A 23,236-nucleotide genomic window follows, 5' to 3' on the forward strand; every position below is an offset into this window, starting at 1 on the left:
CACGCCGGGCGTGCGGGGGCTTCTACGTGTGCTCGGCGGCGCTAGAGCTTGACCTCGTTGAGCTTGCCGGTAGCGACGTCGAAGACGAACCCGCGCAGCGACACGTGCTTGGTGACGAACGGGCTGTTCTCGATGCGGCGCAGCGACTGCCTGACGTCCTCCTCGACGTCAGGGAAGGCCTCGGCCGCCCACGGCGGCTTGACGCCGGTCTCCGCCTGGATGTCGCGCTTGAAATCGTCGTCGGTGAACGTCAACATCCCGCAGTCGGTGTGGTGGATCAGGATGATCTCTTTGGTCCCCAGCAGGCGCTGGCTGATCGCCAGCGAGCGGATGGCGTCGTCGGTGGCCACGCCGCCGGCATTGCGGATGACGTGGGACTCCCCTTCGTTGATGCCGAGTACGCGGTAGACGTCGATGCGGGCGTCCATGCAGGCCAGCACCGCGATGTGTTTGCTCGGCGGCAACGGCAGCGGCCCGCTGAAGTTGCTCGCGTACTCGGTGTTGTTGGCCAGGTAGTCCTCGGTAACCGTCACGCAAGCCTCCTCAGCGATTTGCTACATACGTCGATGCCGGGGTGGATTTTAACAACCGGGCACCCGTATTACACGGGTCCCGATCAACCGGATCGGAACGGCCTGCTCGCTGACGGACGCCGCATCTCATACCCTGTCCCAATGCGACGCACGCGGAGCGATCAGGCATGATCCGCTTCCTGCTGCGCCGGCTGCTGAACTACATCGTGCTGCTGGTGCTGGCGTCGTTCCTGGCCTTCTTTCTGGCCTCGGTGTTCTTCAAGCCGCTGGACACCTACACGCAGCGCCACCCGCCACCGCCCAAGGAACTCGTGGACCGCAAAGCGGCGCAGCTTGGCCTCGACAAGCCCATCCCCATCCGGTACGGGCAATGGATTGCCGGGGTGGCCCAAGGCGACTTCGGCACGACCGTGACCAACCATCCCGTCTCCGGGGAATTGTGGCACCGGATCGGCATCAGCCTGCGGCTCGTCGTGATCGGCTCGGTGCTGGGCACGATCATCGGCATCGTCGTGGGGGCCTGGGGAGCCATTCGGCAGTACCGGCTGAGCGACCGCGTGATCACCGTGTTGTCGCTGATCACCCTCAGCATCCCGACGTTCGTGATGGGCGGCCTGCTCATCCTGGCCGGACTGCGGGTGAACAACTTCGCCGGCGTCCGGATCTTCCTGTACACCGGCGAGACCTCGCCGATTCCGCCGGGCGGACTGTGGGACCAACTTGTCGACCGCCTGCAGCACCTCGTGCTGCCGACGCTGACGCTGGCAATGGGTTCGATCGCGGGCTTCAGTCGGTATCAACGCAACGCGATGCTGGACGTGCTCGGTGAGGATTTCATCCGGACCGCGCGCGCCAAGGGCCTGACCCGCCGCCGTGCACTGTTCAAGCACGGCTTGCGCACCGCGCTGATTCCGCTGGCCACCTTGTTCGCGTACGGGATCAGCGGCCTGGTCACGGGCGCGGTGTTCGTCGAGAAGATCTTCGGCTGGCACGGCATGGGCGAATGGTTCGTGCAGGGCGTCCTGACCCAGGACACCAACGTCGTCATGGCGATCACTCTCTTTTCCGGCGTGGCCGTTCTGAGCGCCGGACTACTGTCCGACGTCTTTTACGCACTGCTGGATCCACGGGTGCGGGTGTCATGACGACGCCGAAGGCCGGCCCAGAAGCCACCGAAACGCGCTCGGGCATCCACCCGGCCGCCTTCACAACGCGCCGAAACCTCTTGGTGCGCCGATTCCTTCGCAACAAGCCCGCGGTGGTGGGGCTGGTCCTGCTGGCGGCGGCGTTCATCGGCTGCTACGCGCTACCCGCACTGCTCCCCTACGACTACAACCACCTCGACTACGACGCGCTGCTGCAGCCACCGTCGCTCAAGCACTGGTTCGGCACCAATGCGCTGGGCCAGGACCTGCTGGCCCGCATCCTGCGCGGTATGCAGAAGTCGATGCTGATCGGATTCTGCGTGGCCCTGATTTCGACGACGATCGCCGCCACCGTCGGTGCGATCGCCGGTTACTTCGGTGGCTGGCGCGACACGACACTGATGTGGCTGGTGGACCTGCTGCTGGTCATCCCGGGCTTCCTGCTGATAGCCATCGTCAGTGCGCGCACCAAGGGTTCGAGCAACATCCTCTGGCTCATCGCGTTGCTCGCGGCGTTCGGCTGGATGGTCAGCTCGCGGATGGTCCGCGGCTTGACCATGAGCCTGCGGGAGCGCGAATTCATCCGCGCGGCAAGGTACATGGGCGTGCCCAGCCGCCGGATCATCGTGAGTCACATCGTGCCGAACGTCGCCTCGATTCTGATCATCGACGCCACACTCAACGTCGGTTCCGCGATCCTGGCCGAAACCGGCCTGAGCTTCTTGGGATTCGGCGTTCAGCCACCCGACGTGTCACTGGGGTCGCTGATCGCTGACGCCATTCCTTCGACCACCACCTTCCCGTGGGTCTTCCTGTTTCCGGCCGGCACGCTGGTGTCAATTGTGCTGTGCGCCAATTTCGCCGGCGATGGCCTGCGGGACGCGTTCGATCCCCGCACCAGGCCACCGCGGCGCAGGAACCGGCGGCCGAAGTGACCACGCTGCTCGAGGTGACGGACCTGTGCGTCACGTTCGAAACCGCCGACGCCGCCGTCTCCGCGGTGCGTGGCACGACTTACCACATCGACCCGGGCGAGGTCCTGGCCATCGTCGGTGAGTCCGGTTCGGGCAAGAGCACCGCCGCGATGGCCGTCATCGGGCTGCTGCCCGAGTATGCGAATGTCTCGGGATCCGTCCGCCTGCACGGCGAGGAACTGCTCGGGTTGGACGACCGGTCGATGTCGCGGATCCGCGGCAGGAAGATCGGCACCATATTTCAGGACCCGATGTCGGCGTTGACGCCCGTCTACACCGTGGGCGATCAGATCGCCGAAGCCATCGAGATCCACAACCGTGGCATCAGCCGCGGCGACGCCCGCAGGCGCGCCGTCGAGCTGCTCGAACTGGTCGGCATCGCGCAGCCGGAAAGCCGCGTGAAAGCATTCCCGCACGAGCTTTCCGGCGGGGAACGCCAGCGGGTGGTGATCGCCATCGCCATCGCCAACGATCCCGACCTGCTGATCTGCGACGAACCCACCACCGCACTGGATGTCACCGTGCAGGCCCAGATCCTCGACCTGCTCAGAACCGCACGCGATGTGACCGGCGCAGGCGTGCTGATCATCACCCACGACCTGGGCGTGGTATCGGAATTCGCCGATCGCGCCATGGTCATGTACGCGGGGCGGGGCGTCGAGACCGCCACCGTCGACGACCTCTACCGCGACCGGCGGATGCCCTACACGGTAGGGCTGCTGGGCTCGGTGCCGCGGCTGGACGCCCCGCAGGGCACCCGGCTGATCCCGATCCCGGGCGCACCGCCGACCATGTCGTCGCTGACACCCGGCGCGTGCCCGTTCGCCCCCCGCTGTCCGCTGGCGATCGACGAATGTACCTCGGCGGAGCCAGAACTCGTGACCGTCGGGGAAGGGCACCGGGCGGCGTGCATCCGCACCGACGACGTTGCGGGGCGCAGTGCGGCCGAAATCTTCGGCGTCTCAACGCAACCGATGGCCGCTGCGGAGGCCGGCGAGCCGCCGCTCGTGCTGCGGGTGACCGACCTGGCCAAGTCGTACCCCCTCACCAAGGGCGTGGTGTTTCGCAGGCGGGTCGGCGAGGTGCGGGCGGTCGACGGCGTCAGCTTCACCCTGGAGCAGGGCCGAACACTGGGCCTCGTCGGCGAATCCGGCTGCGGCAAATCCACGACGCTCACCCAGATCCTCGAGCTGACCGCGCCCCAGGCGGGTTCCATCGAGATACTCGGCAGCGACGTCGCGGCGCTCGACCAGGCCGCGCGCCGTACCCTGCGGACCGAGGTGCAGGTGGTGTTTCAGGACCCGGTGGCCTCGTTGGATCCGCGCCTCCCGGTTTTCGACGTGATCGCCGAACCGTTGGTGGCCAACGGGTTTGACCGACCGCACTGTGAGCAGCGGGTGGCCGAGTTGCTCACGATCGTCGGCCTGGACCGCAGGGACGCCAGCCGCTATCCCGCCGAGTTCTCCGGCGGGCAGAAGCAGCGCATCGGCATCGCGCGGGCGCTGGCGTTGCAGCCGAAGATCCTTGCGCTCGACGAGCCGGTGTCGGCGCTCGACGTGTCCATCCAGGCGGGCATCATCAACCTGCTGCTGGACCTGCAGGCACAGTTCGGGCTCTCCTATCTGTTTGTCTCGCACGACCTTTCGGTGGTCAAGCACCTGGCGCACCGAGTGGCGGTGATGTACCGGGGGGCGATCGTGGAGCAGGGCGACGGTGATGAGGTGTTCGTCAACCCGCGGCACGAGTACACCCGGCGGCTGCTGGCCGCCGTTCCGCGGGCCCACCCCGATGTCGCCGGCGGTTAACATCGTGCGGGTGGCGCGAATCCTTGCCCCGGTACTGGCGGTCGTCCTGGTCGTCAGCGGTTGCTCGAGCGGCTATCAGGACCTCCCGGAGGCCCACGCGGCGCGGGTCGGCAGCACCAGCGACATCAACCCGCGGGACCCGGCGACGCTGCGCGACGGCGGCAACCTACGGCTCGCGCTGACGCTGTTCCCGGACAACTTCAACGAAATGAACATCGACGGCAACACGGCCGACACCGGGGACATCGTCTCGCCGACCCTGCCCGGGGCGTTCATCGCCCAGGCCGACGGCACGTTGAAGCTCAACACCGACTACTTCACCGGCGCCGAGCTAACCGGCACCAATCCGCAGGTCGTCACCTACACCATCAACCCGAAGGCGACCTGGAACGACGGCACGCCCTTCACCTGGGAGGACCTCAAGTCGGAGGTCAACGCGCTCAGCGGCCGAGACAAGCGGTTCCTGATCGCCAGCCATGCCGGTTTCGATCGCGTGGAGTCGGTGACCCGGGGTGTCGATGAGCGCCAGGCGATCGTCACGTTCGCGCAGCCGTACGCCGAATGGCAGGGCATGTTCGCCGGCGGCATACAGCCCCGCAGCATGACGGCGGACCCGGAAGTCTTCAACAACGGACAGCTCGAGGCCCCCGGCCCGTCGGCCGGGCCGTTCATCGTGTCCAAGATCGACCGGCCGGCGCAGCGCATCGTGCTGACCCGCAACCCCCGCTGGTGGGGCCGCAAGCCGAGACTGGATTCCATCACATACCTGTTCCTCGACCCCGCGGCCGCGATACCGGCCCTGCAGAACCACGACATCGATGCCGCCGGCGTCGGCACGCTCGACGCGATGGTCACCGCCCAGCGCACGCGCGGCATCGTGATCCGGCACGCCTCCGCACCCACCTGGTCCCACTTCACCTTCAACGGCGCGCCGGGATCCATCCTCTCGGACCCCCGGCTGCGGCTGGCGATCTGCAAGGGCATCAACCGCAAGGCCATCGTTGACGTCGTCGAACACGGCCTGACCGCCAACCCGACGCCGCTGAACAACCGTGTGTACATGGTCGGCCAGACCGGTTACCAAAACAACAGCGCGCCAGCCGATTACAACCCCGATCAGGCACGCAGGGACCTGGACGCGCTGGGCTGGAAGCTCAACGGAGCCGTGCGGGAAAAGGACGGCAAACAGCTGGTGGTGCGCGACGTCTTCTTCGACGCCCAGTCGAACCGGCAGATCGCCCTGGTTGCCCAGCAGAATCTGGCGCAGATCGGTGTCAAGCTGCAACTCGATCCCAAGTCGGGCAGTGGATTCTTCAGCCAGTACGTGAGCACCGGCGACTTCGACGTCACCCAATTCAGCTGGGTCGGTGGGGGTTTCCCACTGTCTGCGCTCCCGCAGATCTATGCGTTGAAGGGTGGCGACAGCAACTTCGGCAAGATCGGCAGCCCCGCGATCGACGACAAGATCGATCAGACCCTGTCCGAACTGGATCCGGACAAAGCGCGCGCCCTGGCCAACGAGGTCGACATGATGCTGTGGCAGATCGGCTTCAACCTGCCGCTGTTCCAGTCCCCCGGCGACCGGGCAGTGCGCAGCAACTTGGCCAACTTCGGCGCGTTCGGGCTGGCGGACGTGGACTGGACCGCCATCGGATTCATCCCGTAGCTGCGAGCAGTCGCAAAAGTCCCTAATTCACGCGGGATTCGGGGGCTTTTACGTCTGCTCGGCGGGGTCGTGGCAGCGCACGCTCGGCGGTGGCGGCCACGCCGATCGCCTTCCAGAGCAGCCGCATCGCCGGGCGGGCCGGCAACTCGTCCAGCGCAGGCGCCCGCTCGGCCAGCCCGTCGGCCTCACCTCGGCAGACCGCGCCGATGATGGCCAGCGCGGCGGCCTCCCGGAAGTCCAGGGCGCCGTGGCCCATGGTCGCCATCCGCACTAGCACCGCGCCGGGCACCAGCGACGCGATGCGCTCGGCGACCGCCGGCGGAGTGATGAGATCGCGAGCGCCCGAGATCACCACCGTGGGCCAATGGAACTTCGGCATCTCGGCCACGAGGTCGTACGGCTCCGCCTCGAAATCGGCTGTCACCGGCATTACTTCACGCAGTGCGGCGGCAGGGTCGAGCGGCAGCCCGTCAGGCTGGGGAGCGTAGTCCAGTTCGCGGAACGCGATGCGGTCCACCAGATCCGCCTCGAAGCGAAACGGCGCAGTCCGGGTGAGCAGCCCCCCGACCCGAAGCATGCTGCGCCACAGCAACGTTCGTCCGTCGAGCAGCAGATCGAGTTGGCGGTCCAACAGCTCGGTTCCGCCGTAGCCGTAGCACCGGACGCACGCCTGACCGCCTGAGTGAGTCATCACCCCTGCGTCGACCAGCCGCCGCACCTTGGCAGCCAGGGCGGCGGTTTCGGGGTTGTCGCCCTTGAGCAGCAGCCGACGGATGGCGTCGCGCACGTCGTCGATGTCGTCGCGGGACAGCAGCGGCGAATCGAGGATCATCGCGCGCACCCTCCCGGGGTGGCGGACGCCCAGTCCCGCAGCGATATAAGTGCCGTACGACGTGCCGTAGATGACGGCCGACTCGACGTGCGCGTCGTCGAGCACCGTCGCGACGTCATCGACCACCTGATCGACGGTCAGCGCCTCGGGCGGCAGGTCGGCGCCGGCGTCGTCATGGCGGGACATGCCTACGCCCCGGTGCTCGATCATGATGACGTCCAGGCCGGCGGCCGCGAACCGCCGGCGCAGGCCCTTGTAGAGCCGCATGGCCGCCACTCCCGGACCTCCGGTGAGGATCACCAACGGGTGCGCCGACTTTCGGCCGGTCCGCACGTAATACAGGTCGAAGTGCTCCGCGCTGCCCGGCGACACCGGCCGGCGCACCGGACGCACGCCCGGCTGCCCCGCCAGTTTGTCCTGGACGCGGCGCCGCTTGGCGTTCATGGTCATTGGTGGGTCATCGCTCGGTCACTTGCCCATTCTGCCGAAAATCAGCCACGAATGAGGTCCGCCGCCTTCTCCCCGATCAGGACCGAAGGTGCGTGGGTGTGACCACGCACGGTGCTGGGCATCACCGATGCGTCGGCGACCCGCAGCCCCGTGACGCCGCGGACGCGCAGTTGCGGATCCACGACGCTGCCTTCGTCGCTGCCCATCCGGCACGTGCCCAACGGGTGGTACAGCGTGTGCGAGCAAGTGGCCAACGCCTTTTCCAGGGTTTCCTCGTCGAGCTCGGTGCAATTGCGTGGCCGCGCGATCGAGCCGAGCAGGCCTTTGAGGGCGGGAGCCGCGGCGATGCGGGCGCACATTCGCAGGCCCTCCATCATCGCGGCGCGGTCCAGGTCGGCGGGGTCGGACAGGTAGCGCGGTTCGATGACCGGTTTGTCGTGCGGATCGGCGGACCGCAAGGTGATCTGGCCGCGGCTTTCCGGCGCCACCAGGATGGGCCCGAAGACGACTCCGTGGCCGGGCTCCTCGGTCAACAGCGCCTCGTCGTAGAACGGCGCCGGGGCGAAGATCAGCTCGATATCGGGCAGCTCAAGGCCGGGGCGGCTGCGCACGAAACCGTACGCTTCGCCGACGTTAGAGGTCAGCATGCCGCGATGCCGCAGCAGGTAGTTGACCAGCTCTTTCGGTCGTTCCGCTCCGGCCAGACTGTCGCCGTCGACGTTGAAGCCCACGACCGTGACGAGGTGGTCGATCAGGTTCTGGCCCACTCCGGGTGCGTGGTGGACGGTGTCGATGCCGTGCTCGGCGAGGTGCTCGCGGTTGCCGATGCCGGACAGCATCAGCAGCTGAGGACTGTTGACGGCGCCGCCGCACAGGATGATCTCTTTGCGGGCGTGGGCGACGGTCGTGTGGCCATTGTGATGGTATTCGACGCCGGTGGCACGGTTGCCGTCGATGACGACCCGGGTCGCGGTGGCATTCGTGACGACGGTCAGGTTCTCGCGACCCATCGCGGGTTTGAGATAGGCCTTGGCAGTGCTGAACCGGGCACCGCGGCGCTGGGTGACGACGGTCTCGCAGAAGCCTTCCGGCGCGGGTGAATTCGGCTGCACCATGGGGAATCCGCACTGCTGCACCGCCGTCAGCCACGCCGCGGTCGCGGCTCGCGGGCTGCGCTGGCGTGAAATGTGCAGCGGGCCGGTGAGCCCGCTGTGGTCAGGGTTGACCGAATCCGTGGCGGCGGTGGCGTTCTCGATGCGGCGGTAGTAGCGCAACGCTTCGTCTGATGACCACTGCGGGCCGGCCTGAGCGGCCCACTCGTCGTAGTCGGCGGCGAATCCGCGCACCCACATCATCGCGTTCATCGACGACGAGCCGCCGAGCATCTTGCCTCGGGGCCAATAGATCCGGCGACCGGCGAGTCCGGGTTGTGGCTCGGTCAGGTAGTCCCAGTCGACCTCGCTGCGGAACAGCTTGGAGAAGGCTGCCGGGATGCCGATGAATCTGTTCTTGTCGCGTGGTCCCGCCTCCAGCGCCACCACCTTGGTGCACGGGTCGGCGCTCAACCGGTTGGCCACGACCGCGCCGGCCGAACCCGTACCGACCACGATGTAGTCGCACTGAATGTCCATCGCACATCCCCGCTTCCGCGTGCTACACGTCGAGATCGATGCGATGGGCTCCCTCGACGCCGTCGTACCGGTCGGGACTGCACGTCAACACGATCACCTGTCCGTGAGTTGCCACGGTATCGAACACCTTTCCCATCCTGGCCAGACGGTCGGGGTCGGTGAATCCCAGCGCGTCGTCGATCACCACCGGCACGCTGTCCTCCTTGGCGACCAGCGTCGAGCCCGCCAGCCGGGCCAGGATGCCGAGTTGCTCCTTCGCGCCGCCCGACAGCGATTCGAAGGGCACCGTGCGGCCCTCCAGGGTGCGGCTGCGGATGCACAGGTCGCTGTCGACGTCGACCTCGAACGTCGGCCCAAACACCGGACGGCCCAGGCGCTGCAGCTCGTCGCGGTAGGGCTCCACGTAGCGCAGGCGGGTGGTGTCGCGGTGGCGCGCCATCACCGACCGCAGCAGCTGCGCGGCCCGGGCCCTGCCGCCGATGCTGGAGTGCTGGCGGGCGGCGTGCTCCCGCTCCGACTGGGCGGCGTCGAGCTTGCCTTGCCGGCCCTCGCCGCCGAACACCGTGAGCTCGATGGTGACCTCGCGCAGCGCCTTGGCGGCTTCTTCGTACAGGTCGTGCAGCGACTCGGCGGCCGCGGTCGCGTCGGCCAGCTCGGCCGCTACTGCATCCGGTGCGGCGGCGGCCAGCTGCGTATTGAGCTCGGCGACCCTGAGCGCCGCGGCATGCGCCGCCTTTTCCGCAGCATCCGCCGCCGACGCGAGGCCCTCGTCGTCGACCGCCGTCCGTTCCTGGGCCAATCGGGCTTTAGCGGCATCGAGCTCGGCGCGTTGGGTGGCTATCTTGTCCCGCAAAATCGTTGCCCGCGTGGATGTCTCGGCGAGCTTTCGGCCAGCGGCCGTGGCGGCCCGGCGTTTCGCCTCGCAGTCGGCGTTCGCGTCTTTGCGTGCGGCCTCGGCCGCGTCGAGCTCGGCGCGGGCCGCGGCCGCGTCGAGCGTCTGGGCGGCAGCGTCGTGGTCGGCGCGCAATTCGGCCAGCCGCGCGCGGAGGTCGTCGATCCGGTCGTCGCCGCACAGGCCCGCCAGAGTCGCGGCCAGTTGGTCGTGGCTGCTGCGCAGTTCGCGACGGCGCTGGTTAGCGGACCGCGCCTCGTGGAGGTCGGCGGCGCCGGCGGCCGTCAGCGCCGCCGTCAGCTCCTGTTGCGCCGCTGCGTGTTTGGCCTGGACATCCAGCGCGGTGGCGCCCGGGGTGATGTGTGTGGTCACAACACCGGGCACCGCGACCTCGGTGGGACCGGTCGCCGTGACCGTCCAGCTTTCGCCTGCCGCCAGCGATACCCGTTGGTCGCCGACGACCAGTTCGATGTCCGCGTTGGCCGTGAACTGCACCGCCGCCGAGATCAGTGCCAGCTGGCCACCGGTGCGATCGACCGCGGCGGCGGCATCTTCGATTCGCCGCAGCAACTCCTCGGTGATGGCGATCGTCGACAACTCTGCGGCGAGGCTTTCGCAGTCGCGCCGGACGTCGTCAATCCGCGCAAGGCGAGCGCCGAGCCGGTGCGCCTCCGCGCGTGCCGCAATCTGTTCGAGGGCGCACCGGGCCGAGTCGGCGCGCGCCTGGACGGCCTCCGCAGCCCGCACGGCCGCCTCGACCTCGTCATCTGCGGCTTGCGCCTCGGCTTTGACGACAGCCAACGCCTGGTCGGCCGCCTTCGCTTCCTCCTCTGTCTGCGCGGCAGCCGTTACGCGAGTGACGATTTCGGTGAGCAGCCGCGTGCGGCCGGTGTGCGCGGCCGTCGCTGCGACGCTGGTAGCCTCCGCGGCGGCGGCGACGAGTTTGGCCTCATGGGCCTGCGTGGTCAGCTCGGCGATCTTGTCCGAAGCGGCCTTCGCCGCGGCCAGCCGCGGCCCGACCGCAAGCCGCTGCTGGGACAGCTCGGCCACCTGTTCGGTGAGAATGGCGTGGCGACGCACCCGGTCGTCGACCTCGGCGACCGCGACCGCGCACCCCGTCACCGCGGTTTCGGCGTCGGCCAGCCGGGCGATCGCGGCGGCCCACTCGCCGGTGGGGCGCCCGGTCGGGGTGAAGTAGCGCGCATACTCGGCGTCGATCCGCTCGATCAGCAACGGCTCCGCGCCGGACAATGCGGCATCACCGGCCGAATGCTCGGCGGCGATATCGAGCGCACGGGAAAGCGCTTCGCAGCCAGACAGGTTTACCGCCGCCGTCGACCCGGTCTGCAGCACCCGTTGGGCACGCCACAGATCGGTGTCGACGGTCTCGGCAAGCATGGTGCGGACCCGCTCGTGGGCTTCGTCGCCGGTCAGCTGCTCGCGGCGGGGTGCCAGCATGGTCAACTCGGTCTCGCACTTCTTGTGAAACCGTTTGCGATAGATGAAACGGTAGGGGCCGCTGCTGATCTCGGCGGTGACCTCGGAGCCGACGTCGGCGTTGGTGGGTTTGACCTGTTTGACTTCCTTCTTGGTCGAACGGTCTCGGGATTCGAGCAGCAGGTCCAGCGCCTCGATCATCGACGACTTGCCGATCTCGTTGGCGCCGCACACCACGACGACGCCGTGCTCGGGGAACTCGATCTCACGATGCGCGATGCCCCGGTAGTTCTTCAGGACCAGCCGGTGCAGTTTCACGCGGCCCCCCGATCCGTGAGCCGTAGTAGTAGACCCAGCGCCGCCTGCGCGACGGCGGCGGACTCTGCATCGTCGGCGCGCGCCGTCGCGACCAGTTCGTCGACGGCCGCGGCGGCAAACCCGCCGATGCCGAGGTCGGTGAACTCGCCGTCGGCGGGTATTACCGCAAGGTCGGTGTGGCGCTCCCAAAGACCCAGCCAGGCAAACAATCTCGCGTATTTGTCGAGGCAGGTGTCCAGCGCGGCACGGTCGGTGACGGTCAGCGAGCCTGTCAATGCCAGGCGCACCACGGTGCGGTCCTTTTCGCCCATCTGGTCCAGATTCATGTCCAGGTCGGCGATGTCGCGATTGGTGTCGAGATGGCTGTGCAATGTGACGAATCGCCAGCGCCCCACGTGCCGGGCCGTCACCGTGGCGGGCCGTCCCGGGTCGGTTTCATCGATATCGACGACCAGGACGTGACCGGGATCGGATTCGATGTCGTCGAAGTTCGTGACTTCCGGTGAGCCGGAATACCACACCCGGCCGCTGTCGCCGACCTGGGTACGCGAATGCTTATCGCCCAGGGCCACATAGTGAATCGCGCCGCGCGCCAATGCGGCCTCGACCGCGGCGAGCCGGATCAGCGAGGGCTTTTCGCGATCGGGGTCGAGCGCGTCGACGCCGCCGTGCGCCACCAGAAGCCGGGTTGCCGGATCCGCCGGCAGGCCCGTGAGCACGTCTGCAGCGAGGTCGGTGGTCGGCGCCTTGGACCGCCACGGCGCGGCGACGATCTCCAGCCCGGGCCGGACCTGATGGACGCCGGCGCGATCCAGCACCACGACGTTTTCCGGACACTCCGCTTTGAACAGCGCGCCCGTATATACCGACGACGCGTCCAGTGGGTCATGGTTACCGGGCAACAGATACACGGGAATTCCGATGGCGCGCATGGCTTCCAGGGACTGGCCGATCACCTGGGGGGCGAGCTGATTGTGTTCGAAGACGTCACCAGACACGACGACGAACTCGGCGCCCACCTCGGCCGCCAGCGCGCCCAACCCGGACACCGCGTCGCGTCGGGCGGCCGAATACCGCGGCTGGGCGTCGCCGGCGAGGAAGTGCCGCGTCATGCCCAGCTGCCAGTCGGCAGTGTGCAGGAATCGCATCCCGTCCCTCCTAAATGCGTGGTGATCAAGGCAAGGCGAAGTTTAGGACCGGGTGCCGACAAGTCGCGGGACGTCGTTCGGCAGGTTCGCCATGAGGCCCTTGTAGGCGAGGTTTGTCCACAGTTGAGGTTTCATCCACAGCTGGTGGTGGTGTGCTGGCCGGCGGCGGGACCCAGACCTAGAATTCGAACATGCTTTCGATTGAACTTCCGCCGGAGGTGACGTCCGCACTCGACGCACTCGAGTCGGCCGTGGCGGCCGTGGACATGCTGAACTTGCAGGCGTGCGCTCCCGCCGTGCGCCTGCAGGTGTTGCAGCGGATGGAAACCTCCCGACGCCGCCAGATCGCCCTCAGCCACGATGTGATCGGCGGGCTTGCCGGCGAGGACGCCGCCGACGTCGGCGGCCTGCCCTACCAGGTGATCGCCGATTGGCTACGCATCAGCTACAGCGAAGCGCGCAGCCGCATCCGCGACGCCGCCCAACTGTCCCCGCGGCTCACCTTGACCGGGGAGCAATTGCCGCCCGAGCTGCCCGCTACAGCAGCGGCGTGGCGCGAGGGCTTGTTGGATGCCGAACACCTGCGGGTACTGCAGACCTTCCTGCGCGACCTGCCCCGCGACATCCCGCCCGACGTCGTCGAGGGTGCTGAAGGGATGCTGGCCCAAAAGGCCGCCGAGCTGCGCCCCGACCAGCTGCGCAAGGCCGCCGACCGCACCGCGCTGCTGATCAACCCCGACGGCAAGTTCTCCGACACGGACCGCGCCCGGCAGCGCGGCTTCACCTTCAAACCCCAACGCGCTGACGGCATGAGCGAAGCCAGGCTGATTGCCACCCCCGAACTACGCGCCCACCTCGAGGCCTGGTTCGCCAAATTCGCCGCACCAGGCATGTGCAACCCCGCTGACGACCAATCCTGCCCGACTGATCAGCCCGACGAGGACGCCGCTCAACGCGACTCCCGCAGCCCTGGCCAGCGTAACCACGACGCCCTGAATGCCCTGGCCCGCCGCCAATTGGGCGACCCCGCCCTTGGCCGGCACAACGGCCTGCCCGTCACCGTCGTCGTCTCCACCACCCTGCAGGAACTGCGCGACGGAGCCGGGCGCGCCGTCACCGGAGGTGGCACCCTGCTACCGATGGCCGACCTGATCCGCATGGCCTCCAACGCCTACCACTACCTCGCAATCTTCGACGATCACACCCAGCGCCCCCTCTACCTCGGCCGCGCTCGGCGCATCGCCACCGCCGACCAACGCCTGCTCCTGCACGCTCAATACCGCGGCTGCACCCACCCCGGCTGCGACGCCCCCGGCTACTGGGCCGAAGTTCACCACATCACACCCTGGGCCATTGGCGGCGCCACCGATGCCGACAAACTCACCCTCGCCTGCACACCGCACCACCAACTGCTCGACCAAGGTTGGCGGACCCGCCGCCTCGCTAACGGCCAAACCGAATGGATCCCACCACCAGAACACGACCGTGGACAACCGCGAACCAACACCTACCACCACACCGAACGACTACTCAGGGACGACGGAGACGGCGATGACGACGCGGCGTAGCGATCCCGGGCCGGTACTCACTAACGTGAGTCCGATGACTGACCAGCACCGCACGCTCGTGTTGATGCGGCACGCAAAATCGGCGTACCCGGACGACGTCGCCGACCACGACCGGCCGCTGGCGTCGCGGGGTGTGCGGGAATCCGGACTGGCCGGGAACTGGCTGCGTGAAAATGTGCCGGCTATCGACGGCGTGCTGTGCTCGACGGCCACGCGCGCACGGGAGACGTTGGCCGGCACGGGCATTGACGCGCCGGTGCGCTATGTCGAGCGGCTCTACGGCGCTGCTCCAGGCACGGTGATCGAGGAGATCAACGGGGTCGCGGACGACGTCGAGACGCTGCTCGTCGTGGGCCACGAGCCGACGACGTCGTCGGTCGCGATCATTCTGGCCGGCGCCGACGGCACCGACCCCGGTGCCGTCGAACGCATTTCGGCGAAATTTCCGACCTCGGCGGTCGCGGTGCTACGAGTGGCGGGCCGCTGGGACCAGGTTGGCCCCGGCGGCGCCGCTCTCGTCAGCTTCCACGTACCGCGGTGAATACCTGCGAGTTAGACGTGCGAATTCCAGTGGTGGCCATCGGCGTCCGTGACACACACGGTCGCGCAGTACTGCATGACCGACGGTCCGGTGCCGCTGGTGTTCGGCTTCCACTGCCAGCTGGTCTCGACGTTGTGTGCGGCGCGAGCCTCGTCGCGTGCGGCGACACTGCAGCGCAGCGTCCGCTCGGGAACGTCGCAGGTCTCGAGCAGCACCTCGCTGTCCGACAGGCCGAGCGGGTTGCGGATCAGTCGCACACCGAACCGCTCGGTCTTGCCCGCGGCGTGCAGCCGGTCGGCGATGCCGGCGAGCACGGCCTCATCGTCGGCGTTCAGCGACGCCGTCGGACCGAAGTCGGTGGGTTCCGCGAACTCCATGCCGACAACGCCCACGCCGTCCACGACCGACTCGAAGCACATCGACGTCGCGTTCAGGCCGTGCGCGGTCCGCCCGACGAGCGTGGTTTGGGTTCCGTGCGGCTCTGCGGTGAGGCTTTCTACGAAGACCTCGCCCGTCGTCGGCTCGAAGTGCTTGTGCAGCAGCCAAATCGAGAAACGCTCCCAGGCGTCGGTGGAGACCAGGTACTGGCCCAGCTCGTCGAGGCAGGCGCGGTCGGCCTCGTCCAACACGGCGACGTCGGTGGTGTCCATATCGCGTAACGCCGCGTAGTCCTCGACGTTGTGGTCCCGAATTGTCAACACTGCTGATCTCCTTCCAGAGAATCCACGTAAGGGGTCGTGTGGCGGGAACGGTAGCACTGCTAAGCGCTCGGTGCGCGGCAATGCGGAATTGGCAATGAAGAAGAAACACGCCGACTCGGATACGAAATAGGTTGGCGCTAAGCGCCATTGTTTTCGTCTGCAATATTCGCCATTGCATTCGTCGGCAATGACGCCCTTGGAAAACTACGACCGCTAGGAGTTGGTGGCCAGTGTCAGTTCCATGAGCTTGAGGGCCTGCCCACAGGCGTCGATGCCGGGGGCCTGCGGGTTGACCCACCACCCGACCACGCCGGCCGCGTCGCTGGCCACTCCGCACGCGCCGTTGGCGTCGTCGGTGCGCATGACGATCGAATTCACGCCCTGGATGGTCCGCGTCTCGATCTTGTATTTCAGGCCCTCGGCGACCTTGCGTTCGTTGCTCAGGCTGCCCTGCTCGAACCAGAACCGGGTGATGTCGATCAGCCCGGCCGGATTGGCCGCCTGCCACCGGCAGATCGCCCCGACGAAGGTGCTCTGGATGTCCAGCGGATCGGCGCCCACGGTCTTGGCCAGGATGTCGTTGCCCAGCACTTCGCATTCCTTCAGCAGGTTCGGATACTGCTGTTCGGACTTGTTGTTGCGTGGGGTGCCGGCCCCGCCGGCCTTGACGGGGTTACCCGCCACCGACCGCGAACACCCCGTCAGCACGACTAGCGCGGTGACCAACACCGCGATGCAGGCAACAACCCATCGTCTGGCCCGGCCCGTCATTTGGAGTTCGCAATCGACTGCCGGGTCAGTTCTTTGGCGATATCGCACGGCGGCGGGAAGGGCTTTTGGTTAAAACTGATCGACCATTCGATGAAGTCGTCCTGGAACTGAATCCCGACTTCGCACAACGAGTCACCGAGGTTCGGCTCATTGCCCACCGCGATGAAACCGCCGTGGCCGTTGATATTGATGTCCTCGACGCTGGCGCGCGACAGCTCCTCGGTCTTGCGTTCGCGTCCGATCGGGCTGCCGCGGTACCACGAAAACGAAAAGTGCGGGCCACTGATCCCGCCGCCGGCCAGCCATTGGCAGCCCACCGAATTCTTCGCGGTGTTGACCAGCCCGGAGATCTTGGTCTGCTCGATCACCGTCTGATCGGTGACGCCCCCGCACAGCGGGAAGAAAGGTCCGTGATGACCCTCGGATCCGCCCGGACCCGCAGACGACGGACCCCCCGACTTGTTGTCGTCGCCGCCGGAGCATCCCGCGATCGTCGGGATCAGGATCGCCATGGCCGACGCCGCCGCGGCCAGTGCCGTCACGTTACGCCGCACCGCTGCCTCTTCTGGTGGGTCTGCTGCAGGTCACACGATGCACTGTAGCGGCACCCCAGGAGGTCAACCACCGACACGCCACCTGAGCAGGCATTTCGTCGAGTGTGCGACAGTTACCCAATGCTCCTGGCACTGCTGCGCCAGTACATCCGGCCCTACCGCCGGCTCGTCGCGGCGCTGATGGCGCTGCAGCTGATCAGCACGCTGGCGACCCTGTACCTCCCGACGGTCAACGCCGCGATCATCGACGACGGCGTCGCCAAGGGCGACACCGCCACCATCGTCCGGCTCGGCGGGCTGATGCTGGCGGTCACCGGCCTGCAGGTGATCTGCTCGGTCGGGGCGATCTACTTCGGATCACGGACCGGGATGGGGTTCGGCCGCGACCTGCGCTCGGCGATGTTTCACCATGTCACCACCTTCTCCGAACGCGAGACGGCCCGGTTCGGCGCGCCGACGCTGCTCACCCGCACCACCAACGACGTCCGGCAGATCCAGTTCCTGGTCCAGATCACCTGCATCGTGCTGGTCACCGCGCCGATCATGTCGATCGGCGGAATCCTCATGGCCATCCACCAAGACGCCGGACTGTCCTGGCTGCTGCTGGTCAGCGTGCCCATCCTGGCCGTCGCCAACTTCTGGATCATCTCGCGCATGCTGCCGATGTTCCGGGCCATGCAGAGCCTGATCGACAGCATCAATCGGGTTATCCGCGACCAGCTTTCCGGCGTCAGGGTGGTCCGCGCCTTTGCCCGCGAAGACTTCGAGCGCGACAAGTTCGCACGCGCCAACGTCGCGCTGTCAGACACCTCGATCCGCGCAGGCAACTGGCAGGCGCTGACGCTGCCCGTCACTACGCTGACCATCAACGTCTCCAGCGTCGCCCTGGTCTGGTTCGGCGGCCTCCGCATCAACAGCGGCCAGATGCAGGTCGGTTCGCTGCTCGCCTTCCTGGCGTACTTCACCCAGATCCTGATGGCGGTCATGATGGCGACGATGACGCTGGCGGTGCTGCCGCGGGCATCCGTCTGCGCCCAGCGGATCAGCGAGGTGCTGTCCACCCGCACCGCCGTCGACAACCCGCAGCACCCCACCACCCCGAACCCGGTAGACCGGGGCACGGTGCGGCTGGACGGCGCCACCTTCAGCTACCCCGGCGCCGATCGCCCCGTGCTGCAAGACATCTCGCTGACCGCGCGGCCCGGCACCAGCACCGCGATCGTGGGCAGCACGGGCTCGGGCAAGTCGACGCTGGTCTCGCTGATCTGCCGGTTTTACGACGTCACCGACGGCGCCGTGCTGGTCGACGGGGTGGACGTGCGGGAGTACGACCTGCGGCGGCTCTGGTCGGGCATCGGCCTGGTGCCCCAGCGCGGCTACCTGTTCTCCGGCACCCTGGCCGACAACCTTCGCTACGGAAAATCCGACGCCACCGACGACGAGATGTGGGAGGCGCTGCGGGTCGCCGCGGCCGACGGGTTCGTGCGGTCCAATCCCGACGGGCTGCAGATGCGCGTCGCGCAGGGCGGCATCAACTTCTCCGGCGGGCAGCGGCAGCGCCTGGCCATCGCCCGGGCCGTGATCCACCGCCCCGCCCTCTACCTGTTCGACGACGCGTTCTCCGCGCTGGACGTGCACACCGAGGCGCGGGTCCGCGCGGCGCTGCAAGAGGTGGCCGCCGATGCCACGATCATCGTTGTGACACAGCGCATTTCGACCGCGTCGGCGGCCGACCAGGTGATCGTTATCGACAATGGCAGGCTGGTCGGCGCGGGCACGCACGAGTCGCTGCTGGCGGACTGCCCCACCTACGCGGAATTCGCGGACTCGCAGTCGGTGACCTCAGAGGCGGCCCGATGAGCGCGCCCACCGAGACGCCGCTGCGCGGCGGGGCCCCGGCGCCGACCGGCAATTCGCGCAACTTCACCGGATCGGTGCTGCGCCTGCTCAGACGGCTGGGGCCGCAGCGGAGACTGGTCGCGGCGGTGATCCTGCTGGGAATCACCGGGACCGCGATCGGCGTGGTGGTGCCGCGGATCCTGGGCCACGCGACCGACCTGCTGTTCAACGGCGTCATCGGCCGCGGACTGCCCGCCGGAATCACCAAGGCGCAGGCCGTCGCCGCCGCCCGGCAGCGCGGCGACAACGCCTTCGCCAGCCTGCTGTCCGGGATGAACGTGGTGCCGGGCCGGGGCGTGGACTTCGGTGCGGTGGGCCGCACGCTGGGACTCGCGCTGGCCCTGTATCTGGTGGCCGCGCTGCTGCTTTGGGCCCAGGCCCGGCTGCTCAACGTGACGTTGCAGCGCACCATGGTGGCGCTGCGCTCCGACATCGAGGACAAGGTGCACCGGCTGCCGCTGGCCTTCTTCGACGCCCGACAGCGCGGCGAGCTGCTGAGCCGGGTCACCAACGACGTCGACAACCTGCAGACGTCGTTGTCGATCACTGTCAGCCAACTGCTGACCCTGCTGCTGACGGTGGTGGCGGTACTGGCGATGATGCTGTCGATCTCGCCGCTGCTGACCGTGATCACGCTGCTGGCCGTGCCGGTGTCGCTGCTGGCCACGCGCGCCATCGCCCGGCGCTCCAAGCGGCAGTTCGTGGCGCAATGGACCCGGACCGGCCGCCTCAACGCCCACATCGAGGAGACCTACAGCGGATTCACGTTGGTCAAGACGTTCGGCCACCAGGCGGCGGCGCAGGAACGGTTCCGCGAGCTGAACGACGACCTCTATCAGGCCAGCTTCGGCGCGCAGTTCGTCTCCGGCCTGGTGTCGCCGGCGACGACGTTCGTCGGCAACCTCGGCTACGTCGCGGTGGCCGTCGTGGGTGGGCTGCAGATCGCCGCCGGTCAGATCACGCTCGGCAGCATCCAGGCGTTCATTCAATATGTCCGGCAGTTCAACGCACCGGTCAACCAGGTGGCCGGGATGTACAACACCCTGCAGTCCGGGGTGGCCAGCGCCGAGCGGGTCTTCGACCTGCTCGACGAGCCGGAGGAATGGCAGGCGAGCCCAACGGCCGGGTCGCGCAATGGCCAGGCGCCGGCCGGTCGCGTCGAGTTCGACCACGTCAGCTTTTCCTACGTCGCCGGCACTCCGGTGATCGAGGACCTGTCGCTGGTGGCCGAGCCGGGCAGCACCGTCGCGATCGTCGGGCGGACGGGAGCGGGCAAGACCACGCTGGTGAACCTGCTGATGCGGTTCTACGACGTGGATTCCGGCCGCATCCTGGTCGACGGGGTCGACATCACCACGCTGAACAGGCAAACGTTGCGCTCGCGGATCGGCATGGTGCTGCAGGACACCTGGCTGTTCGACGGCACGATCGCCGAGAACATCGCCTACGGCCGGCCCGACGCCGGCGAGCAGGAGATCATCGCGGCCGCCGAGGCCGCCTATGTCGGCCAGTTCGTCAGCAGGCTGCCCGCCGGATACCAGACCCGGGTGAGCAATGACGGCGGCAATGTCAGCGCCGGCGAGAAGCAGCTCATCACGATCGCGCGCGCGTTTCTGTCCCGCCCGCAGCTGCTGATCCTGGACGAGGCGACCAGCTCGGTCGACACCCGCACCGAGGCCCTGATCCAGCGCGCCATGTGCGAACTCCGGCGAGACCGCACGAGTTTCATTATCGCTCATCGTCTTTCGACGATCCGCGATGCCGACCGCATTGTGGTGCTGGAGGCCGGCCGGATCGTCGAACAGGGCAGTCACACCGAGCTGATCGCACGTCGCGGCGCGTACTGGGACATGACGCAGGCTTGAACCTGGCCCGACGGTCCTTCGGGAACCTCCTTGTTAAACGTGACATCGACCTCATAGGCTCTGTACTCGGCTGCCAACTCTGCTACACGGGTTTCCAGCGGCACGCAGTCGTGAGTCGACCGAAGGGGATTTTGATGAAGTTTCCGCATCGGGCCGTTGTTGCCGTCATGGCCGCAGCTCTCGCCGTGATCCTCGCGCTCAGCGGGTGTTCCAGCTCGAAAAACGGCGGCGGCGGCTCGTCACCGTCCGGGGGCAACGTCGACGCGGCGAACGTCGTCAAGCAGGCCGCCGAGGCGATGCGCCAGGTCACCAGCCTGCACCTCAACGTCGCGGTCGAAGGCGAGGTGCCCAACCTGTCGCTCACCAAGCTCGACGGCGACGTCGCCCGCTCGCCGCAGAAGGTCGCCAGCGGCAGCGCGACGCTGACGGTCGGTTCCAAGCCGGTCGACTCGAAGTTCGTCTTCGTCGACGGCGCCCTCTACTCCGACGTCGCCGATCCCGGCGGCAAGTACACCGACTACGGCGATGGCGTGTCGATCTATGACGTGGGGACGCTGCTGGACCCCGACAAGGGCCTGGCCAACATCCTGGCCAACCTGAAGAACCCGAAGGTCTCCGGATCCGAACAGGTCAACGGCATCGCGACCACCAAGATCACCGGCACGTCGACGTCGAGCGACGTCGCCAGGCTGGCGGGCCGCCGCCTCGGCCCGGAGAACGTCACGACGACACCCACCACCGTCTGGATCGCGTCGGACGGGTCCAACCACCTCGTCAAGCTGCAGATCGTCCCCGTCGAGAACTCCACGGTCACGTTGACGATGTCCGATTGGGGCAAGCAGGTCACCGCCACCAAGCCGCCGGTCTAACCGTCACCGAGACGACGACGTGACAACGACCATGGACGCCAAACCGCTTACAACTCACCGGACCGTCGGCCTGGGAAAGGAACCATCATGCAATTGAGCGCTGTTCAGCGACGAGCTGCGGTCGTGCTCGGCAGCATGGCAACGGTGACCGCGATGTCCGCGGCGCTGGCCCCGACGGCGGGCGCCGACGGACAGGTCGGGGCGATCGCCATCTCCGACAAACACAAGGTGTACGGCAGGACATTGCACGCGTCCACGGTCGCGGCGGCCAAGAGCGGCGCGATGAGCGCATGCGGCTACTCGGACTGCGTGGTCCTGGTGACCTTCAGCGCCTGCGGTGCCGTCGCCGAGAACGCCGTCAAGTACGCCGGCGGCACCGGTCCGACGCTGACCGCCGCGCAGCTCGACGCCGTCAAGAACCTCGGTGGCGGGTCGGGCACCATCGACGCCTGGGGCTGCAACTAGGTCCCAAATACGCCCGCGAGCCGGCTCCTGGCTCGCGGGCAAAGCCGCTGTGACCCAGCGCATCATGTGAGATGACGCTGGGCGCGCGGCTGTGCTCTTCTAGGCCCTTCTAGCGGTGCGAGGTCTCTTCAAGGATTCGTCAAGATAACGGAGAGGTCACCATCGGAACCTTTTCTCAACAAGCCACTCCGCCGGAGTGCGGAACGAGAAAAGGACCCTCCGATGAAGTTCACCAAGATCCTCAAGACCGCGACATTCGCCGTCGCGGCCGCGGCCGTCTCGCTGGGGCTGGCCACCGGCACCGCCGAGGCCGCCAACGGCACCATGTACGGCGACCCCGCCGCCGCCGCCAAGTGGTGGAGCCACCAGCACTACGACGACTGCGCCATCATGTCCAGCGCCGACGTGGTGGGGCAGATGACCGGCAAGAAGCCCTCGGAGCACGCCGCCATCAAGAAGGCCCAGGAGACCCCGAGCATCCTGCACTCCGGTTCGATCTACATCAAGCCGGTCAAGGGCGACGGCACCACCGGCATGGGCACCATGCTCCCCGACCTGCCCGAGCTGCTCAAGCAATACGGCGTCAAGGCTGTCTACAGCGACAAGAACAATGCCGCCAAGACCCACGTCCCCACCGGCATCGAGGGCCTCGAGCAGCTGCTGAGCACCAACCACAAGCTGATCGTGGCGCTCAACGCCGAAATGATCTGGCACCAGCCGATCGAGAACAAGGACCGCAACGGCAACCCGCGCCCCGACCACGCCGTCGTGGTGACCGGAATCGACACCGCCAACAACGTCGTGCACCTCAACGACAGCGGCATCAAGACCGGCAAGGACGAGCAGATTCCGCTCAAGCTGTTCATGCAGGCTTGGGAGACCGGCGGCGAAATGGTCGTCACCACCGCGTGATTTGGGCCTCCTGACGGCGGGCAGCCCGCGGTGCACACGCACCGGACCGGCTGCCCGCCGTTGCGTGTTGCGATGTGCACCATATTAATTCGCATCGAAGCCCAATGATCGCGTTGGTAGCGCGAGTATTTCAGCCCACCGCCGGCCGGCCCGGATTCGGATGAACCCGGAAATGCGGAGTGCGCCATTGTTTCCGAATCGGCGGGATTGGTATCACAATGACACCTAATGCGACACTGATGCCAACCCGGCAGCTGATG

General features: G+C 67.4%; 19 protein-coding genes. 11 read left to right on the forward strand and 8 right to left on the reverse strand.

Annotated features, from left to right (window positions below; translation table 11 throughout):
* Nucleotides 1-41: 41 nt before the first annotated feature.
* Nucleotides 42-533, reverse strand: a complete 492-nt coding sequence (locus AC5Y5V_RS12115; RefSeq protein ID WP_499934909.1) for a beta-class carbonic anhydrase — start codon at nucleotides 531-533, stop codon at nucleotides 42-44.
* A 167-nt stretch (nucleotides 534-700) separates the two neighbouring features.
* On the opposite strand from AC5Y5V_RS12115, the gene AC5Y5V_RS12120 reads away from it, so the two are divergent.
* Genes AC5Y5V_RS12120 through AC5Y5V_RS12135 form a run of 4 tightly spaced genes read left to right on the forward strand, consistent with a single transcriptional unit; the run spans nucleotide 701 to nucleotide 6,123 of the window.
* On the forward strand, nucleotides 701-1,678 hold the full coding sequence (locus AC5Y5V_RS12120) for an ABC transporter permease (RefSeq protein WP_499934911.1): 978 nt from the start codon (nucleotides 701-703) through the stop codon (nucleotides 1,676-1,678).
* The gene (locus AC5Y5V_RS12125) at nucleotides 1,675-2,613 is read left to right on the forward strand and encodes an ABC transporter permease (RefSeq protein ID WP_499934914.1); all 939 of its coding nucleotides are present in this window, start codon (nucleotides 1,675-1,677) and stop codon (nucleotides 2,611-2,613) included. Before AC5Y5V_RS12120 ends, AC5Y5V_RS12125 begins: the two co-directional genes overlap by 4 nt.
* On the forward strand, nucleotides 2,610-4,457 hold the full coding sequence (locus AC5Y5V_RS12130) for a dipeptide ABC transporter ATP-binding protein (protein ID WP_499934916.1): 1,848 nt from the start codon (nucleotides 2,610-2,612) through the stop codon (nucleotides 4,455-4,457). The genes AC5Y5V_RS12125 and AC5Y5V_RS12130 overlap by 4 nt, the downstream gene beginning before the upstream one ends.
* Complete coding sequence (locus tag AC5Y5V_RS12135) at nucleotides 4,441-6,123, forward strand: ABC transporter family substrate-binding protein (RefSeq protein ID WP_499934920.1); 1,683 nt, start codon at nucleotides 4,441-4,443, stop codon at nucleotides 6,121-6,123. The genes AC5Y5V_RS12130 and AC5Y5V_RS12135 overlap by 17 nt, the downstream gene beginning before the upstream one ends.
* A 22-nt stretch (nucleotides 6,124-6,145) precedes the next feature.
* Here AC5Y5V_RS12135 and AC5Y5V_RS12140 read toward each other — a convergent pair whose 3' ends face one another.
* The 4 genes from AC5Y5V_RS12140 to AC5Y5V_RS12155 are packed head-to-tail and all read right to left on the reverse strand — an operon-like array spanning nucleotide 6,146 to nucleotide 12,831.
* Complete coding sequence (locus tag AC5Y5V_RS12140; protein WP_499934922.1) at nucleotides 6,146-7,405, reverse strand: alpha/beta hydrolase; 1,260 nt, start codon at nucleotides 7,403-7,405, stop codon at nucleotides 6,146-6,148.
* Nucleotides 7,406-7,446: 41 nt separating this feature from the next.
* A complete protein-coding gene (locus AC5Y5V_RS12145; protein ID WP_499934925.1) occupies nucleotides 7,447-9,036 on the reverse strand; it encodes a GMC family oxidoreductase in 1,590 nt (529 codons plus the stop codon).
* 22 nt (nucleotides 9,037-9,058) lie between these two features.
* Complete coding sequence (locus tag AC5Y5V_RS12150) at nucleotides 9,059-11,683, reverse strand: AAA family ATPase (protein ID WP_499934928.1); 2,625 nt, start codon at nucleotides 11,681-11,683, stop codon at nucleotides 9,059-9,061.
* Nucleotides 11,680-12,831, reverse strand: a complete 1,152-nt coding sequence (locus AC5Y5V_RS12155; protein WP_499934930.1) for a metallophosphoesterase family protein — start codon at nucleotides 12,829-12,831, stop codon at nucleotides 11,680-11,682. The genes AC5Y5V_RS12150 and AC5Y5V_RS12155 overlap by 4 nt, the downstream gene beginning before the upstream one ends.
* Nucleotides 12,832-13,022: 191 nt before the next feature.
* Between AC5Y5V_RS12155 and AC5Y5V_RS12160 the strand changes: the two genes are divergently transcribed.
* Nucleotides 13,023-14,399, forward strand: coding sequence for an HNH endonuclease signature motif containing protein (locus AC5Y5V_RS12160; protein ID WP_499934933.1), 1,377 nt, complete (start codon nucleotides 13,023-13,025; stop codon nucleotides 14,397-14,399).
* Between the two features lie 34 nt (nucleotides 14,400-14,433).
* A complete protein-coding gene (locus tag AC5Y5V_RS12165) occupies nucleotides 14,434-14,940 on the forward strand; it encodes a SixA phosphatase family protein (protein WP_499934936.1) in 507 nt (168 codons plus the stop codon).
* Between the two features lie 11 nt (nucleotides 14,941-14,951).
* Here the strand turns inward: AC5Y5V_RS12165 and AC5Y5V_RS12170 are convergent, their stop codons facing one another.
* The 3 genes from AC5Y5V_RS12170 to AC5Y5V_RS12180 all read right to left on the reverse strand — a co-directional run bounded on the left by AC5Y5V_RS12170 (nucleotide 14,952) and on the right by AC5Y5V_RS12180 (nucleotide 16,966).
* Nucleotides 14,952-15,641: a hypothetical protein gene (locus AC5Y5V_RS12170; RefSeq protein WP_499934938.1), complete on the reverse strand. Its 690-nt coding sequence runs from the start codon at nucleotides 15,639-15,641 to the stop codon at nucleotides 14,952-14,954.
* Between the two features lie 213 nt (nucleotides 15,642-15,854).
* Nucleotides 15,855-16,412, reverse strand: coding sequence for a DUF3558 domain-containing protein (locus tag AC5Y5V_RS12175; protein WP_499934940.1), 558 nt, complete (start codon nucleotides 16,410-16,412; stop codon nucleotides 15,855-15,857).
* Complete coding sequence (locus AC5Y5V_RS12180; RefSeq protein WP_499934942.1) at nucleotides 16,409-16,966, reverse strand: DUF3558 domain-containing protein; 558 nt, start codon at nucleotides 16,964-16,966, stop codon at nucleotides 16,409-16,411. Before AC5Y5V_RS12180 ends, AC5Y5V_RS12175 begins: the two co-directional genes overlap by 4 nt.
* A 120-nt stretch (nucleotides 16,967-17,086) precedes the next feature.
* Here AC5Y5V_RS12180 and AC5Y5V_RS12185 point away from each other — a divergent pair, with 120 nt between their 5' ends.
* The 5 genes from AC5Y5V_RS12185 (at nucleotide 17,087) to AC5Y5V_RS12205 (ending at nucleotide 22,976) form a co-directional block, all read left to right on the forward strand.
* Nucleotides 17,087-18,826: an ABC transporter ATP-binding protein gene (locus AC5Y5V_RS12185; RefSeq protein WP_499934944.1), complete on the forward strand. Its 1,740-nt coding sequence runs from the start codon at nucleotides 17,087-17,089 to the stop codon at nucleotides 18,824-18,826.
* Entirely contained in the window at nucleotides 18,823-20,730 is a 1,908-nt protein-coding gene (locus AC5Y5V_RS12190) for an ABC transporter ATP-binding protein (protein ID WP_499934947.1), read from the forward strand. The genes AC5Y5V_RS12185 and AC5Y5V_RS12190 overlap by 4 nt, the downstream gene beginning before the upstream one ends.
* A 134-nt stretch (nucleotides 20,731-20,864) precedes the next feature.
* On the forward strand, nucleotides 20,865-21,599 hold the full coding sequence (locus tag AC5Y5V_RS12195) for an LppX_LprAFG lipoprotein (RefSeq protein WP_499934949.1): 735 nt from the start codon (nucleotides 20,865-20,867) through the stop codon (nucleotides 21,597-21,599).
* Nucleotides 21,600-21,686: 87 nt separating this feature from the next.
* Nucleotides 21,687-22,064 carry a DUF4189 domain-containing protein gene (locus AC5Y5V_RS12200; RefSeq protein ID WP_499934951.1) on the forward strand — a complete coding sequence of 126 codons (378 nt, stop codon included), beginning with the start codon at nucleotides 21,687-21,689 and terminating at the stop codon, nucleotides 22,062-22,064.
* A 222-nt stretch (nucleotides 22,065-22,286) separates the two neighbouring features.
* The gene (locus AC5Y5V_RS12205; protein WP_499934954.1) at nucleotides 22,287-22,976 is read left to right on the forward strand and encodes a C39 family peptidase; all 690 of its coding nucleotides are present in this window, start codon (nucleotides 22,287-22,289) and stop codon (nucleotides 22,974-22,976) included.
* Nucleotides 22,977-23,236: the final 260 nt, after the last annotated feature.

The sequence above is a fragment of the Mycobacterium sp. NGS68 genome (assembly GCF_059812195.1).